The organism is Burkholderia sp. NFPP32, assembly GCF_900119325.1.
Lineage (GTDB): Bacteria > Pseudomonadota > Gammaproteobacteria > Burkholderiales > Burkholderiaceae > Burkholderia > Burkholderia pyrrocinia_C.
Window position 1 is genome coordinate 220,462 of the sequence record NZ_FPJP01000011.1, and the last position, 13,468, is coordinate 233,929.

10 protein-coding genes and 2 pseudogenes are annotated in these 13,468 nt (G+C 61.2%); 7 read left to right on the top strand and 5 right to left on the bottom strand.

Annotated elements, in window-relative coordinates; all coding sequences use genetic code 11:
- Window positions 1-1,254: 1,254 nt before the first annotated feature.
- Window positions 1,255-1,950 carry a ParA family protein gene (locus BT264_RS21520; RefSeq protein WP_006759638.1) on the top strand — a complete coding sequence of 232 codons (696 nt, stop codon included), beginning with the start codon at window positions 1,255-1,257 and terminating at the stop codon, window positions 1,948-1,950.
- A complete protein-coding gene (locus BT264_RS21525; protein WP_072440346.1) occupies window positions 1,943-2,974 on the top strand; it encodes a ParB/RepB/Spo0J family partition protein in 1,032 nt (343 codons plus the stop codon). The genes BT264_RS21520 and BT264_RS21525 overlap by 8 nt, the downstream gene beginning before the upstream one ends.
- A 93-nt stretch (window positions 2,975-3,067) precedes the next feature.
- Here BT264_RS21525 and BT264_RS21530 read toward each other — a convergent pair whose 3' ends face one another.
- Window positions 3,068-4,384, bottom strand: a complete 1,317-nt coding sequence (locus BT264_RS21530) for a replication initiation protein (RefSeq protein WP_072440344.1) — start codon at window positions 4,382-4,384, stop codon at window positions 3,068-3,070.
- Between the two features lie 1,486 nt (window positions 4,385-5,870).
- On the opposite strand from BT264_RS21530, the gene BT264_RS38490 reads away from it, so the two are divergent.
- Both BT264_RS38490 and BT264_RS21535 read left to right on the top strand, forming a co-directional pair.
- Entirely contained in the window at window positions 5,871-6,191 is a 321-nt protein-coding gene (locus BT264_RS38490) for a hypothetical protein (protein ID WP_143155752.1), read from the top strand.
- A 757-nt stretch (window positions 6,192-6,948) separates the two neighbouring features.
- The gene (locus BT264_RS21535; protein ID WP_072440343.1) at window positions 6,949-7,260 is read left to right on the top strand and encodes a hypothetical protein; all 312 of its coding nucleotides are present in this window, start codon (window positions 6,949-6,951) and stop codon (window positions 7,258-7,260) included.
- A 179-nt stretch (window positions 7,261-7,439) separates the two neighbouring features.
- Here the strand turns inward: BT264_RS21535 and gcvA are convergent, their stop codons facing one another.
- On the bottom strand, window positions 7,440-8,345 hold the full coding sequence (gene gcvA, locus BT264_RS21540; RefSeq protein WP_072440341.1) for a transcriptional regulator GcvA: 906 nt from the start codon (window positions 8,343-8,345) through the stop codon (window positions 7,440-7,442).
- Between the two features lie 140 nt (window positions 8,346-8,485).
- On the opposite strand from gcvA, the gene BT264_RS21545 reads away from it, so the two are divergent.
- Together BT264_RS21545 and BT264_RS21550 are read left to right on the top strand one after the other, a co-directional pair.
- Window positions 8,486-9,784 carry an adenylosuccinate synthase gene (locus BT264_RS21545; protein ID WP_072440339.1) on the top strand — a complete coding sequence of 433 codons (1,299 nt, stop codon included), beginning with the start codon at window positions 8,486-8,488 and terminating at the stop codon, window positions 9,782-9,784.
- A gap of 299 nt (window positions 9,785-10,083) precedes the next feature.
- On the top strand, window positions 10,084-11,025 hold the full coding sequence (locus tag BT264_RS21550) for a LysR family transcriptional regulator (RefSeq protein WP_072440337.1): 942 nt from the start codon (window positions 10,084-10,086) through the stop codon (window positions 11,023-11,025).
- 415 nt (window positions 11,026-11,440) lie between these two features.
- Here BT264_RS21550 and BT264_RS21555 read toward each other — a convergent pair whose 3' ends face one another.
- The 3 genes and pseudogenes from BT264_RS21555 to BT264_RS21565 form a co-directional block, all read right to left on the bottom strand.
- The gene (locus BT264_RS21555; RefSeq protein WP_072440335.1) at window positions 11,441-12,154 is read right to left on the bottom strand and encodes a dienelactone hydrolase family protein; all 714 of its coding nucleotides are present in this window, start codon (window positions 12,152-12,154) and stop codon (window positions 11,441-11,443) included.
- Between the two features lie 320 nt (window positions 12,155-12,474).
- The gene (locus tag BT264_RS21560) at window positions 12,475-12,786 is read right to left on the bottom strand and encodes a DUF4148 domain-containing protein (RefSeq protein ID WP_072440333.1); all 312 of its coding nucleotides are present in this window, start codon (window positions 12,784-12,786) and stop codon (window positions 12,475-12,477) included.
- A 322-nt stretch (window positions 12,787-13,108) separates the two neighbouring features.
- Window positions 13,109-13,270: pseudogene (locus tag BT264_RS21565) on the bottom strand (helix-turn-helix domain-containing protein); the annotation flags it as partial.
- Here BT264_RS21565 and BT264_RS21570 point away from each other — a divergent pair.
- A pseudogene (locus tag BT264_RS21570) lies at window positions 13,269-13,361 on the top strand (catalase); the annotation flags it as partial. The pseudogenes BT264_RS21565 and BT264_RS21570 sit on opposite strands and share 2 nt — an antisense overlap.
- Between the last annotated feature and the right edge of the window lie 107 nt (window positions 13,362-13,468).

The window sequence follows — 13,468 nt, forward strand, 5'->3', positions numbered from 1 at the left end:
ACAATTCACCGCCCAACTCCTGGACGGCTCAGTAGCGCATGAAAAATTCATGCGCCCCCCAATTCCAAGGAGGATCGGGCGTGTTTTGCGTGAAACAACATGAGGAATATTGCGCAAACCATTGCTGGATAAGGATTTCCGGCAGCGCCCCATTTTTTTTGAATGTTTCACGATTCAACTTGGTTGAACCGGTAGGCGACCTTTGGCGTGGGGATTTGCCTTCATTCCTGTGCCGACCGTTGTCAGACTGCTAATAGATATGGAATGCGGGATACGCCATTGCGCCGGTTGTAATGCTGGAAGATACAGCGAAACCTCGCACCCCTCCCCTGCCGGACTATGCGCGCACCACGTCGGCGATGGCCACATCATTAAATGGGGCCGTATCATGATGCGTTAATAATCGTCTGCCCTTGAGTGCGACTCACCAAGCGATCGGGGCATTCTGCCATCACGAGAATGCCGGGCATCGGCGCCGCCGGTCCTGGCGACCGGGACGAATGCCGCCTCAATCATCGGCAAAGACACTTGCCTCTGACGACTACGACGGCCGTCCTGCCGTTTTCTACGATGCCCGGGCTGCCTTTGTTGTCACGTGACAACTTCTCGGACAGAACATATACCAACCAAACGCTGCAACCGGAACTATCTATAAATTCGATCCGCTTTGATCCGCTTGACGTATCTAAATTTGATCGATCGTAACCGTTATCGAGAAATTAGCAACGCCGCTGCGTTACAGCCTGGTTGCTTGTCACGTGACAACTCCCCAGGCAAGCAATCGAGCCAGCCACCGGCTTACGCTTACTATCGAGCGTTGATTGACATAACCGAAATCCACATCCCATTCGAATCAAGTTCTTCCTGTCGACACGCAGCATCAACTGCGACCAATTCCCGGCGACTTGTCACGTGACAACTACGTCCCTCGACGACATCCGCGAACCGGCCAATCAGATTCGCAAGGGGTTCTGTTAGCACCAAAGGCACTGCCATTCCACTAGTCTCTGCGATCGAGTTTCATCACGACGCCAATGACAGTCGAATTTCCTTCAACCCTTTGTGCATTCTTCGTGACCGCAATCGACAATTTTGTTTTTACTCGATCATCACTCACAATTGGTTCGTTAACCGTTCGACCTACTTGTCACGTGACAACAACAACGATCTCCAAGACATGCATCAAGCTGAACACTTTTCTGGACATTTCGATAACAACTGAATATATTACGCAAAACTCCTTGGAGGAATTTAATGGCTTTCAAGATCGCCGTCAGTAATCAAAAAGGTGGTACTGGAAAGACAACCATCTCCGTCAACATCGCGGCTGCGTTCGAGGCCGGTGGCAACAAGGTCGCGTTGATCGATGCCGACCCTCAAGGCACTTCCGTTCGGTGGGTGACGAGCGGTGAGAACACCTTGCCGATGACGGTCCTTTCGCTGGCCCCCGCCGGTCGTGGCATCGGCGGCGAGATCAAGAAGCAGGACGCAAACTTCGACGTGATCGTCGTCGACTGTCCGGGCAACCTCGAAGATCCGCGCATCGCGTCCGTGCTCGAAGTCGCCGACTTCTGCCTCGTGCCGCTGTCACCGTCGCCGGCGGACCTGTACAGCACCGTCGCGATGATTCGCATGATCGAGTCGATGCGAGCCGTTCGTAACCCGAATCTTTCTTCCGCATTAATGCTGAATAGTGTTAATGGAAAAACTAAAATGCGTGAAGAAATTTTAAAAATTCTAAGGGCTGAAGAAATAGGGGAGCATTTGCTCGACAGCCAGATCGCCCAACGCGAGGTCTACCGTCAGACGTTCGCACTCGGCACCACGATCCATCATCACAATCGATACCTGAAGGGGCTGAAGGAAGCCCGTGCGGAAATCGAAAGGCTGGTCACGGAAATGGCCCAATACATCGCGTCGACGCGCGCTACCGGAGCGGCCCATGGCTAAGGACACATCGAAAGACAAGAAGCCGACCGGCAACCTGCATCTCGCGGCCGGCCTGTTGCGCGGGCTCGCGCAGGAAAACGCTGCACTGGAAACCCGCTTGCCCGAGCCGCCGGCTGCACCGAACGTCGTCGACGCGACGCCCGCCGCCGCGCCCCCGGCCGCGGTCGCACCCGCCGGCACACCGGATCTTGGCGCACCGCAGAAGGTACTGGTCAAGGACTGCATCCCGAACCCATTCAACCCGCGCGTGTTCTATTCGGAGTCGAGCCTGCACGAGCTCGCGCTGACGTTGAAACGGGAAGGGCAGATCGAGCCGATCAAGGTCACGCGGCTCCCGGAGTTTCCCGGCAAGCTCGTTGTGATCGACGGGCAACGCCGGCTGCGCGCGACGAGCATCAACGGCGACGAAACCATCAACGCCACGTTCCGCACGGACCACACGCCCGAGCAGCTCTATACGATCGCGTATCGGGCGAACCACGATCACGAACGCCAGACGATCTTCGACGATGCGGTCGCATGGAAGCGTCTCCTCGACGAGAAGGTCTTTCAGGACCAGAACACGCTCGCGGAGAAGATCGGCAAGGACAAGGCATCGATCAGCAAGACGCTGTCGCTCAACGCACTGCCCAACACGCTGCTGGAGCGGATGGCCAGCGCGAACGACGTGGTCGGCCTGCAGGCAGCGTACTTCCTGAAGCTGATCTTCGAGCGCCTGGGCGAACCGACGGCCGACCGGCTGCTCACGGCCGTGATCGATCGGAAGAAATCGGTCCGCGATCTCGAGAATTTCCTGCGTGCGCAGAGTGACGACAACAAGAAAGCGGGGCGCACGCGCTACAGCGTTCGTCACGACTTCGCGCTCGAATCGCAAGCGATCGGCCAGTTGAAGACCTACCCGGACGGGCGTCTGGACCTGCAGCTCAAGGGCGTCGACACGTCCCACCAGGAAGCGCTCGCCGACAGGCTCAAGACCGTTATCGACGCCTACGTCGCCGAGCTGGCAGCCGCCACGCAAAAGTAACGCGCCCAAGCAAAAGGCCTCGCATCCGCGTTGCGCCGCGCAACCGGACGATGAAGTCCGGCGCACGACGCCCGCCCGGTTGCGAGGCCTTGTTCAGTTGCTTGCGAGACTGCTTTTGAGCAGGAATTCCAGCAGGTCGTCCGAGGTCGGTTCGCCCCAGGTATCCAGCGCCAGCCATCGGAAAAAGCTGGTCTGCGCGAGCTTGCTCGCCTTCTTCTTCGGCGACAGCGTGAGATCCTTCGAGCCCGCCACCGTCTCGTTGTAGCGATCGATCAGCTTGGTCTGGTCGTCGATCTCCAACTCGCGGAAATACGCACCGGCTTCCTCGACCTTCGCCGCCAGATATTTGTCGCGAATCTGCTCCTGCTTGCTCTGCGCGGATTCCTTCGCCGGTGCGGCCGCTTCGGTTCCCTGCCCGTCGGCCAGCGTGTAGCCGTGCGTCAGCGCCTTGCGGAAATACGCGGCCACGTTGTCGACCGGCGCCGCGTTCTTCTTCGTAGTCCGATTGAGTGTATAGGCAATCGCCGCCTTGATGCGCTGCACGCCGTATTGCGTGATCAGCCGGCGGGCTTCCGAACGCGGAATGCCGAACTTCGCGACCTCCTCGACCAGCGCTTCGTTCTTGACGTCGCCGTCTTCGACCGTATCGGCACTCTGCTTGCGCGTCACCTTGAACTGAACGGCTTCCACGCTGCGGCCGGACTTGTGTTCGATCAGCTCGAGCGTGTGATCCGATACTTCGTTCACCTCCTGAATGCACGGCACCAGGACCTTGCTCTTGAACAGCTTGTATTCCTTGTACGACTGCGACGCTTTGTCCTGGCCGAGAATGAGGTCGCGGAATTTCGGCAGCGGAATCTTCGCGGTGATGCCGATCCCTTCGTAGCGCACCGTGTTTTCCCACAGCGCGAGCGAGTGTGAGCGCCGGAATTCGCGGGCGATCCGCATATCGATCAGCGCGTAGATTTCCGGATTGAGCAGCTCGCTGCGAATCTGGTCGGAGAAGCTGTACTTCAACACCGATTGCTCGAGCTCCGCGCCCGCGAGCAGGCCCGACGCTTTCCAGACCGTCGAACGGTCCGCGGCCAGGTAGTCCCAGTTGACGACGGTACTGATCAGCGAGTTGACCGTGTCCTTCACGTACTTCGTGTTGTTGCTGTTCAACCCGCTCTCGTGCGAAAGCGAGGCGATCGAGATCGAGAAGCTCGTTCGACCCGGCTCGAACGCCTCCTGCCGAAGCGCGTTCTTGATCAGCGAGCTGAACATCTTGCGCTGCTGCAGACCGATCTTTCCCGACTTGGGCGCGATATGAATCGCCTGGACCGCCTTGCGCAGCAAGTCGGGAGGCTCGGGTGTCTGAAACAGTGAAACCTGTTTGTCTGAGCCTTTGCTTGCGGGCTTGCGCGGCATCGTGATGTCCGGATAAGGTGACCTTGTTGAGAGCGGACTTTATACCTTCTCACGTCGCAGAGCAACGCCCTCGCTCCAGCATCACTTGCAATATCACGGCTAACCTTCAGATGCAAAAGGGAAATTCGTGATGAAGCAATCTGCGCGGGGCCCCATATCCATCTACCTTTTGGCCAAAAAACCTCCCACAAGAAGCTACCTTTCGGGTCCGGCTACAGAAACCCGGCACGAGATTTGCCCTAGGGAAGGTACCCATCCATGGGGGCAAACGAGCGGAATCGCGATCGACGACCGGATTCGTGATGCCTTGCAACACGCGGCCGTTTTTCTCCCATAACGTGCTACCTTCATCGACTCCCATGGACGGCTACCTGTCGGCAGCCTTCGACATGGGCGATTGCGTTACTTTCGGCCTCGAAGGGAGAAATCGCTCCCATAAACGGCAACCATTCGGTTATCCCATAAAAGGTTACCTGTCCGCGACATCGATCCTGTCTATGGGAGCAGCCAGCAGAGGGGTCCTGGTGAAACACGCTCGACCGGCCCGATTGACCACCCATAAACGGTTACCATCGAGAGACACCATAAACGGCTACCTGAAAAAAATCACTGTGGACGCAAGCACTTACGGATCAAAAAAAACGCCCCATAAAAGGCTACCTGCCTGCGTTCCCATAGACGACTACCCATCTCGTTTTCAGGCTGATTTCCCATAACCGGGTACGCTTGCCCCATATCCACAGCCCCGATTCCCCACAACCCGGTACCCAAAACCCCAAATCCACAGACCTGAAACCCCAAACCCTTCCACCTGTGCTCCCATAAATGGGTACCGAACACCGGTCAAAGCCTTGTGGAATAAGGCTGTGAGCCGTCTAAAAGTAGTTAAAGAAGTAAACGTGGTTTACCAAAGATGTAAACACACGTGTGCCGTCACAGAAAGACAAGCCCCATAAACCGCTACCCATGGGATCTGTCCATGGTTCGTCAAGCATCCCGCTGCTTCGATTCAGGCCTGCTGGACAGAGCCTGAGGCCTTGATGGAACAAGGCCTCAGGCCCGACAAGGTTTCCCGGGGAGGTGAGTGCCCACTCACAACACCTAAAAGTAGAAACCTATGGGAGGAAATCGGGCGGAGATCACCGGTTTCCGCATTCAGGTTCCCATCTATGGGACCGAAAAGCCGGGGCCGCGACGACCCGCGCTCCTGTGATCGACAGCCAAATCGGGCCAGCGACCGAACGCACGAACATTGTCAGTTTCACCCACAGCAGTTCGAAATCACCCTGGACGGCACGCGAATGGTTTTTTGTACTCATGCTTCCCGTTCTGTGGACAAGTTTTTTGCCGGTCGTCTATCGACGCTTTTCGTTACATTTAGCCTGTGGACTGTGCACAGAGGAAATAGACGCGGCTTGCTTCTCCGCCCCGAGGTCCCGCAACTTTCTACCTTTGGATCGACCGAAGAGTAACGCTGTGCTCTTGAATGGCAACCAGAGGCCAACATAGCCTCCCGGAAGCAAAAGTCGCCTCGCTTCACCAAGGCGCACAGGTCGCCGGCTTCTGGGCCGATCTCGTGAGAGTTACGAGCCAACGTGAAGATGCGGCCGCTGAAGAAGCTCACCGCAATCGAATTCGAATAACGATCCCGAACATTCTCACCGTCAGAAACTTCCTGATCCCGGAAAAGCTCACCGGCGACGCGTCCCGCAGGTATATGCAAGCCGTGCAGCCACGGCATCCGCACGGGATACTCGACGGCCAAAATCGTCGAATGAAAAATCTGTGGCCCGCGCGCGTTGCCTGAAGTGTTCACGACCAGAGTCGGGCCGGCTGACAAGCGTTGTCGCGGCATCAACACGACGCGCAACGTGTGCCGGACGGAGTATCGCAATGCTTGTGCGGCTCCCCCCGCGCATTCGTGAGGGGGTTCCGGTCAACGTCCTCACCCTATGCCGAGCGTTTACCCATTTCGCTATACACACCAGACGACGCCGCCTTCCGGTGCGGTAACACGAGACGATCGCATCGGTCACCGGACGAACCGAATCGTGGTCGTTTATGGGAGAACCCGTCGCTGGAGCCTCGTCGAGCGGCAACATTGCACACGGATCGACAACTATTGCGGTGATTGCGCTTCGTGTGATGAAGATCACGGCAAGCATGAGCGTGCTGCTAACACCACCTATGAAACAGCAATCGGCATGCGAGCTAGACACGACGATACGAATGTCATCGGAATCGCAGCCTCGCATCACGCCATGTGATCGATCTTCATCACCGAAGCGTGCTGTACGTCCGACGTTTCCGCTGCCTCGACCGCGCGATCTTCACGCGCGCCGAAACGCGATGTACGTCCCTGTCTCTTCCGCGCGACGGTAGAGCAACGTCCACGTGTTCTCCCATACGTGTATCCCCAACTCCGTTTGCACGTTGGCGCCACATTTTTCACGACGCGGTTATGATGCACAGGTCCCGATCGCGACCTGACGACCGATCAGGACAGGGGCGGTATCTCGATGGTCTTTCCAACCGTGATAATCATCAGAAAAGAGAGTTCAGCGATGCGAATCCAGATCAGAAAACTCACGCTGGCTGCTACCGCAGCCGCGTTCCTGTTCGGCTCGGCAGTTCCTGCATTTGCCCAGACCGACGCCGCCAGCACGCCTCCTGCACAGGACGCCAAGGCGGCGAAGAGCCAGGCACGCAAGGCGGCCAGGGCTCAACGCAAAGCGGAGCGCAAGGCTGCGCGCGCGAAAAACACCGCCGAGCTGAAGAAACTCGAAGACGCCGGTTACAAGCCGGCGGCCAACGACCCGAACTATCCGCAGAACCTGCAGAACGCGGAGAAGAAAGCCGCCGGCGCAAGCCAGTAAGCGCCGTTCGGCGGCAAGCCGCGGTACGATCCGCGGCTTGCCCTGTGCATCGCGGTCACGCGATGCACGTCAAAAACAGAATGCCGCTCATGAACGAGCGCAAACCCGATCCGCGCATTTGTGCTATTTGATTCGGAATCCTGCATTGAATGGCGGGCACGACCGGCAGGTCGATACGGTCAGTGCTGCGCGCCCGATGCGGCTGCGTTCCCCGTCACCTTCAGCCAGTCCTTGAATGCATGCACGGCCTCGTCGTCCGCGCGCGCGGACGCCACATACGTGAAGTAGCGCCACGGCGGCAGGGCCGGTTCGCTGAACGGCTGCACGAGCCGGCCTTCGGCGATGTCGTCCGCGACGAGCGCGATCGGCCCCATCGCGACGCCGAGTCCGTCGAGTGCGCCTTGCAGCGTCAGGTAGAAATGCTCGAGCGTGAGCGAATGTCGCGGCACGAGATTCGGATGCCCGGCCGCCGCGAGCCATTCGGGCCACATGCCGGGATAGGTCGCCGCGTGCAGCAGCGTGAAGCCGGCGAGATCGGCGGGCGTATGCAACGGCCGGCCTTCCAGCAGCTTCGGCGCACACACCGGCAGCCGGACTTCGGACAGGAATTCCTCCGCGACGTAACCGTCGATGGCTTGCGGGCCGCCTCGAACGATCAGGTCGACCTTGTCGCGCAGTTTCTCGATCGGCTCGTTCGACGTCGACAGCCGTACCTCGATCGTCGGATGGGCGACCTGGAACGACGACAGCTTCGGCACGAGCCAGCGCAACGAAAACGTCGCGGGCGCGCTGACGCGCAGCACGCGCTGCTGCGCGTGGCCGAAGTGCTGCGCGGTGGCGAGCGCGATCCGGTCGAACGACGCACCGACTTCGGCGAGATACGCGCGGCCGGCGTCGGTCAGTTCGACCCGCCGGTTGTGGCGTTCGAATAGCGGCCGTCCGAGCCACGCCTCCAGTTGCTGCACGTGCCGGCTGATCGCGCCGTGCGTCACGCACAGCTCGTCGGCGGCAAGCGTGAAGCTGCCGAGTCGGGCGGCTGCTTCGAACGCGCGTAGCGAATTCAACGGAGGAAGACGTCGGGCCATTGCATCGTTTCGCGTGAAATTTACTCACGCGATAGTTCAGGTTTAATCGTTTGATCGGGCGATCCAGCTCCGCCAATATGGCACACAAACGGCCGGCTCGGCCGAACGAGTGTCTGAATTTCTCACATGGAGTGCGGAGCATGCCGAACGTGGTGGTCGTGGGTGCCCAATGGGGTGACGAGGGCAAGGGGCGCGTCGTGGACTGGCTGGCGGCTCAGGCCGACCTCGTCGCACGCTACAACGGCGGCCACAACGCGGGCCATACGCTGGTCGTCGGCGGCAAGACGTACAAGCTTGCGCTGCTGCCGAGCGGCATCGTGCGCGGCAAGCGCGGCGTGATCGGCAACGGCGTGGCGCTCGATCCGGAAGCGCTGCTCGCGGAGATCGCGCGGATGGCCGAGCTCGGGCTATCGGTGACGCCGGACAACCTGTCGATCGCCGAGAACGCGACGCTGGTGCTGCCGATTCACCGCGCGATCGACCAGGCGCAGGAGCGCCTGCGCCGCGAACCGATCGGTACCACGCTGCGCGGGATCGGGCCGGCTTACGAGGACAAGGTCGGGCGTCGCGGGCTGCGCGTCGGCGATCTCGCGGAACCCGGCCGGCTCGCCGACAAGCTCGACGTGCTCGTCGACCATCACAACGCGTGGTTCCGTGGCCTGGGGCTCGACGAGTGTTCGCGCGACGCGATGCTGGCGACGCTCGTCGATCTCGCGCCGAAGATCCTGCCGTTCGTGCGTCCCGTCTGGGCCGACCTCAACGACGCGACCGATCGCGGCGAACGCATCCTGTTCGAGGGTTCGCAGGCCGTGATGCTGGACATCGACTGGGGCACGTATCCGTTCGTGACGTCGTCGGGCACTGTCGCATCGGCGGCAGCGGCCGGCACGGGCCTCGGCGCGTCGAGGCTCGGTCACGTGCTGGGCGTGACCAAGGCGTATGCGACGCGTGTCGGCGGCGGCCCGTTCATCACCGAGTTGACCGACGCAACGGGCGAAACACTACGCGCACGCGGGCAGGAATTCGGCGTCAACACCGGCCGGCCGCGACGCTGCGGATGGCTCGATGCCGCGCAGTTGCGCCAGGCGGTCAGGATCTCGGGCATCGATTCGCTGACGCTTACCAAGCTCGATGTACTCGACGGTTTCAAGTCGATCGAGCTGTGCGTCGGCTACGAACTCGACGGCGCGCGGGTCGACCATCTGCCCGCGAGCCTCGACGCGCAGTCGCGCGCGAAGCCGGTCTACGAACGGTTCGACGGCTGGCATGGCACCGTGAAGGGCGTGCGCGAGCGTGCGGCGCTGCCGCGCGCCGCACGGGATTTCATTGCGCGCATCGAAGCGGTCGCGGGCGCGCCGGTATCGATGATCACGACCGGTGCGGAGCGCGACGACACGATCGTGTTGCGTAATCCGTTCGATGCGGCGGCCGCCGCGTAACGTGCCGTCGATGGCGTAAATCGCGGATCGGCATCGTGGTCGCCGGGTAGTTTTTGCCGCCCCAATGTAGTTTGCATGCCGGCGTGCTCGATCGCGTACACGCCCGGCCCGGATGCGGCGCGAAGGGCGGCTCCACGATACGATTCGGCGTCCGGATCACGCCGCACACGGCGAACTGGACACGCCTGCAGCGCTGCTGTACTGTTCCGCACGATTCGCGCCAGACCGGCCTGCGCCGGAGCCGCCGGCACCACGGCCGCACGGCGGCGCGCCGTGATCTCAATCCCGGGGACAGGCCGATGGACACGTTACAGATGATGCGCATTTTCGTCCGGGTCGCGGAGGAGGGCAGCTTCACGAGCGCGGCCCAGCGCCTGGACATCACGACGGCATACGCATCGCGTTCTGTCGCGCAGCTCGAAACGCATCTGCGCACGCGTCTGCTCAACCGCAGCACGCGCCGCATCGCGCTGACCGACGCCGGGCAGCGCTATCTCGATCGTTGCCAGCGCATCCTTGGTTATATCGACGAAGCGGAAGCCGAGGCGGCGGACGCACAGGCGAAGCCGTCCGGACGGCTGCACGTTCACGCGACGACGAGTTTCGGCCAGGCCTATGTGGTGCCCGCGGTCGTGCGCTACCGGCAGCGCTATCCGTCGGTCGCGGTCGAGCTGACGCTGTCGCAGCACGTGCCCGACATCATCGACGAAGGTTACGACGTGTCGCTGCAGTTGAGCACGACGGAGCTGCCCGATTCGGGGCTCGTGTCGCAGCGGCTCGGCGAGGTGCACAGCGTGCTGTGCGCGTCGCCCGCGTATCTGAAGGAGCGCGGCACGCCGCGCACGGTGCGCGAGCTCGAAGGGCATGCGTGCCTGCAGATCGTCACGCCGGTGTTCCCGCGCGATCGCTGGCATCTCGACGGCCCGGACGGTCACGAGACGTTCGACCTGCCGTTGCCCGATTTCCAGGTGAACATCGCCGATGCGCTGGGTGCCGCACTGCGCGCCGGCCTCGGGATCGGCTCGCTGCCGATGTCGTCCGCACTGCCCGCGCTCGCGAGCGGTGCGCTGGTGCGCGTGCTGCCCGAATACCGGTTACAGAAGCTGACGGTCTACACGCTGTACGCTTCGCGTCAGTATCTCGACGCGAAGATCCGCACGTTCATCGATTTCCTGCGCGAATGCGTGCCCGAAATGCTGTCCGCCGACGAGGCCGCGCTGAACGTGTCCTGCAAATCCTGAGTCGGCACTGCCGCTGTTCATATGCGCGTTTTGCTCCGGAAAATGAAATAATCCGTAGTCCTGCATTTAAGGTAGACGTCGACGATGCGATCGCGATCGACCCGGTAAACGACGCCCCCGGGCAACCAGCACGTCCTTATGAAATCGCTTGCTTTCGATATCGAACATGGTTGGTTCGATGCGCGGTGCAAACTTCCTGGAATCGGTTCGACCTGCTTCATCGCGTTCGCGCGGCGGTGCAGCCGGCCCAGTATTCGCTCAACGGCGGAACGGCAGCGCGACGTCGTCCGGAAGCGGGTACGCGTACGGCCGGCCGCCACGCCGCTCGACGGTACCCGGCAAACAAAAACGCCACGGATGAAAGTCCGTGGCGTTTCTCTTTGCGTCGGCTTATCGCGAGCGCGTCGATCGCGTATTACTGCGGCTTCGCCCAGAGCGTGCGGCCGAAGAACGTAAGCGTGCGGTCCCACGCGATTTGCGACCATACTGGATCGAACTGCGTGCCGGAGATGCGGCCGGTGCCGACGGCCGTTTCGTTCGCGAATCCGTGATGCGCGAGATAACGATGGAATTCGACACCGACCTTCGCATCGGTCAGCTTCTTTTCCAGCGCGTCGACCTGGTCGATCGCGAAGAATGCATCCTGTGTGGCCCAGTGGCCCATCAGCGGCACGTTGAGCTTCGCCGGATCGAGGTAGTCGAGCGGCGGGAAGCCATACCACGTGACGCCCGCGTCCGCGTCGGCGAACTGCAGCGACAACAGCGTCAGCGCACCGCCCATGCAGAAGCCCGTCACCGCGACGCGCGGAGCCAACGTCTTCAGATATGTGACGGCGCCGGGAATGTCCTGCGATGCGGCGTCGCCGAAATCGAGGCCGGTCATCAGGTGGTGTGCCTCTTCTTCCTCGACCGTCGACTTGCCGCGATACAGGTCGGGCACGAGCGCGAAGTAGCCGCAGCGCGCGAGGCGATCCGCGACGCCGCGGATCTGGTCGTTCAGCCCCCACCATTCCTGGATGACGACGACCGCAGGCGCGCCTTCGGTCTTTTCCGGCCTGGCGAGATAACCCTGTAGTTCCTGGCCGTCCGGGCGGCGAAACGTGATCATGGAACCGGATGCTTGAGACATGAAACCGCTCCTTTTCAAAAATGCGATGAGTACGGCAGCGGGCCGGCCAGCGGGCGCGGCGACGATCGGGCATGCAGGGCGTCGTGGTTTCGCTCGCGTTCGTTTCGGCCGACACCGACCACGCGGCCATTCTATGCGCAAACGCCGGCTGCCTGCGTGAACGGCGCCGCGCGGCGCGCGATCGGCGGGGGCGTGTCGGTCGACGGTCGCGATCCGGTCACGGAGCGGATCACCGAAAAGCGAACACCCCGCGCCCGATGAACGGGAGCGGGGTGTTTCGTTTGCCGCGCGCGGATCGGAACGCGCCGTGTGCGTCGGGCTTACTGGCCGAAATACACGGAGTCGCGGCCATCCTGCTTGACCGCGATTGTGCGGCCGGCACGCACGCCGGCGGCGGCTTGTGCGCCGTAACCGGTTTCATCGGCGTTCGTTACGCGGGCCTGTGCCGTCTGCAGCGCGCGGGGGTAGTACTGATCGGAGACTTCGGGCTTGTAGCCGGCCTGTTCGAGCTGGACGAGTTCCGCGCGCACCTGGGCACGCGTCAACTGGCCCGACGGGTTCGATTGTGCGAATGCGCCATACGAGGCGGACAGGGTGGTTGCGGCGACGACAGCGTAGATGAACGACTTCATGATGACCTCCGGTTTCGTTGATTTCGCGCTTCGCTTGTTGCGTTCAGCGGTTGATTGCATCGTAGCGATCGCGTTACCGGTCGGAAATACGCGTTCCAGCGAATAATTATTGCAACTGGGTAAACGATCCGCGGGGATTAGCGTTTTTGTCTGGTGATTGCGGGCATGCCGGAGGGCCTGTCGGTTCGCGCTGCATAGGGGCGTAAGGCGCAGTCGTTCGGGTCTCGATGTGATCGATCGACCGGCGGCCGCGTGACGATCAATTGAGTCGCATTCCGAAGTATTTGGGCGAGATGGTCGGCATGGCTCATGCACTTCCGCGTCACTTGGTCGGGGCCGCCTGACGCTTCCGATATTCGGCGGGCGTGACCCCGACGTGTCGGGTGAATGACCGCCTGAGCGTATCGACATTCGCGAAGCCGCATTTCGCGGCGACCTGCTTCTGCGCGTCATGCGTGTTCTCGAGCAAATGACGAGCCGCCGTATTGCAGGCGCGCCTGTTTTTCGCCGGCGATGCGCAGCGTTACCGTCTCGGCGTCAATTTCAATCAGATTCCCGTGAACGCGCCGAAGTGTCTCTTAGCGGCCACGCTCCGTCGAAGCGTGATCGAGAACGCCTTGCGAGCACCGCCGAGGGCGGAATCGCCTTAAGTCAGTAAAAAAGTTGTTACGTAACAATCACC

What these genes read in the sequence shown, in the direction of transcription:
- gcvA (WP_072440341.1), bottom strand. Translation starts at nt 8,345, where the DNA reads ATGGCCCGACGTCTTCCTCCGTTGAATTCGCTACGCGCGTTCGAAGCA.
- BT264_RS21545 (WP_072440339.1), top strand. Translation starts at nt 8,486, where the DNA reads ATGCCGAACGTGGTGGTCGTGGGTGCCCAATGGGGTGACGAGGGCAAG.
- BT264_RS38490 (WP_143155752.1), top strand. Translation starts at nt 5,871, where the DNA reads ATGGCAACCAGAGGCCAACATAGCCTCCCGGAAGCAAAAGTCGCCTCG.
- BT264_RS21520 (WP_006759638.1), top strand. Translation starts at nt 1,255, where the DNA reads ATGGCTTTCAAGATCGCCGTCAGTAATCAAAAAGGTGGTACTGGAAAG.
- BT264_RS21555 (WP_072440335.1), bottom strand. Translation starts at nt 12,154, where the DNA reads ATGTCTCAAGCATCCGGTTCCATGATCACGTTTCGCCGCCCGGACGGC.
- BT264_RS21535 (WP_072440343.1), top strand. Translation starts at nt 6,949, where the DNA reads ATGCGAATCCAGATCAGAAAACTCACGCTGGCTGCTACCGCAGCCGCG.
- BT264_RS21530 (WP_072440344.1), bottom strand. Translation starts at nt 4,384, where the DNA reads ATGCCGCGCAAGCCCGCAAGCAAAGGCTCAGACAAACAGGTTTCACTG.
- BT264_RS21525 (WP_072440346.1), top strand. Translation starts at nt 1,943, where the DNA reads ATGGCTAAGGACACATCGAAAGACAAGAAGCCGACCGGCAACCTGCAT.
- BT264_RS21550 (WP_072440337.1), top strand. Translation starts at nt 10,084, where the DNA reads ATGGACACGTTACAGATGATGCGCATTTTCGTCCGGGTCGCGGAGGAG.
- BT264_RS21560 (WP_072440333.1), bottom strand. Translation starts at nt 12,786, where the DNA reads ATGAAGTCGTTCATCTACGCTGTCGTCGCCGCAACCACCCTGTCCGCC.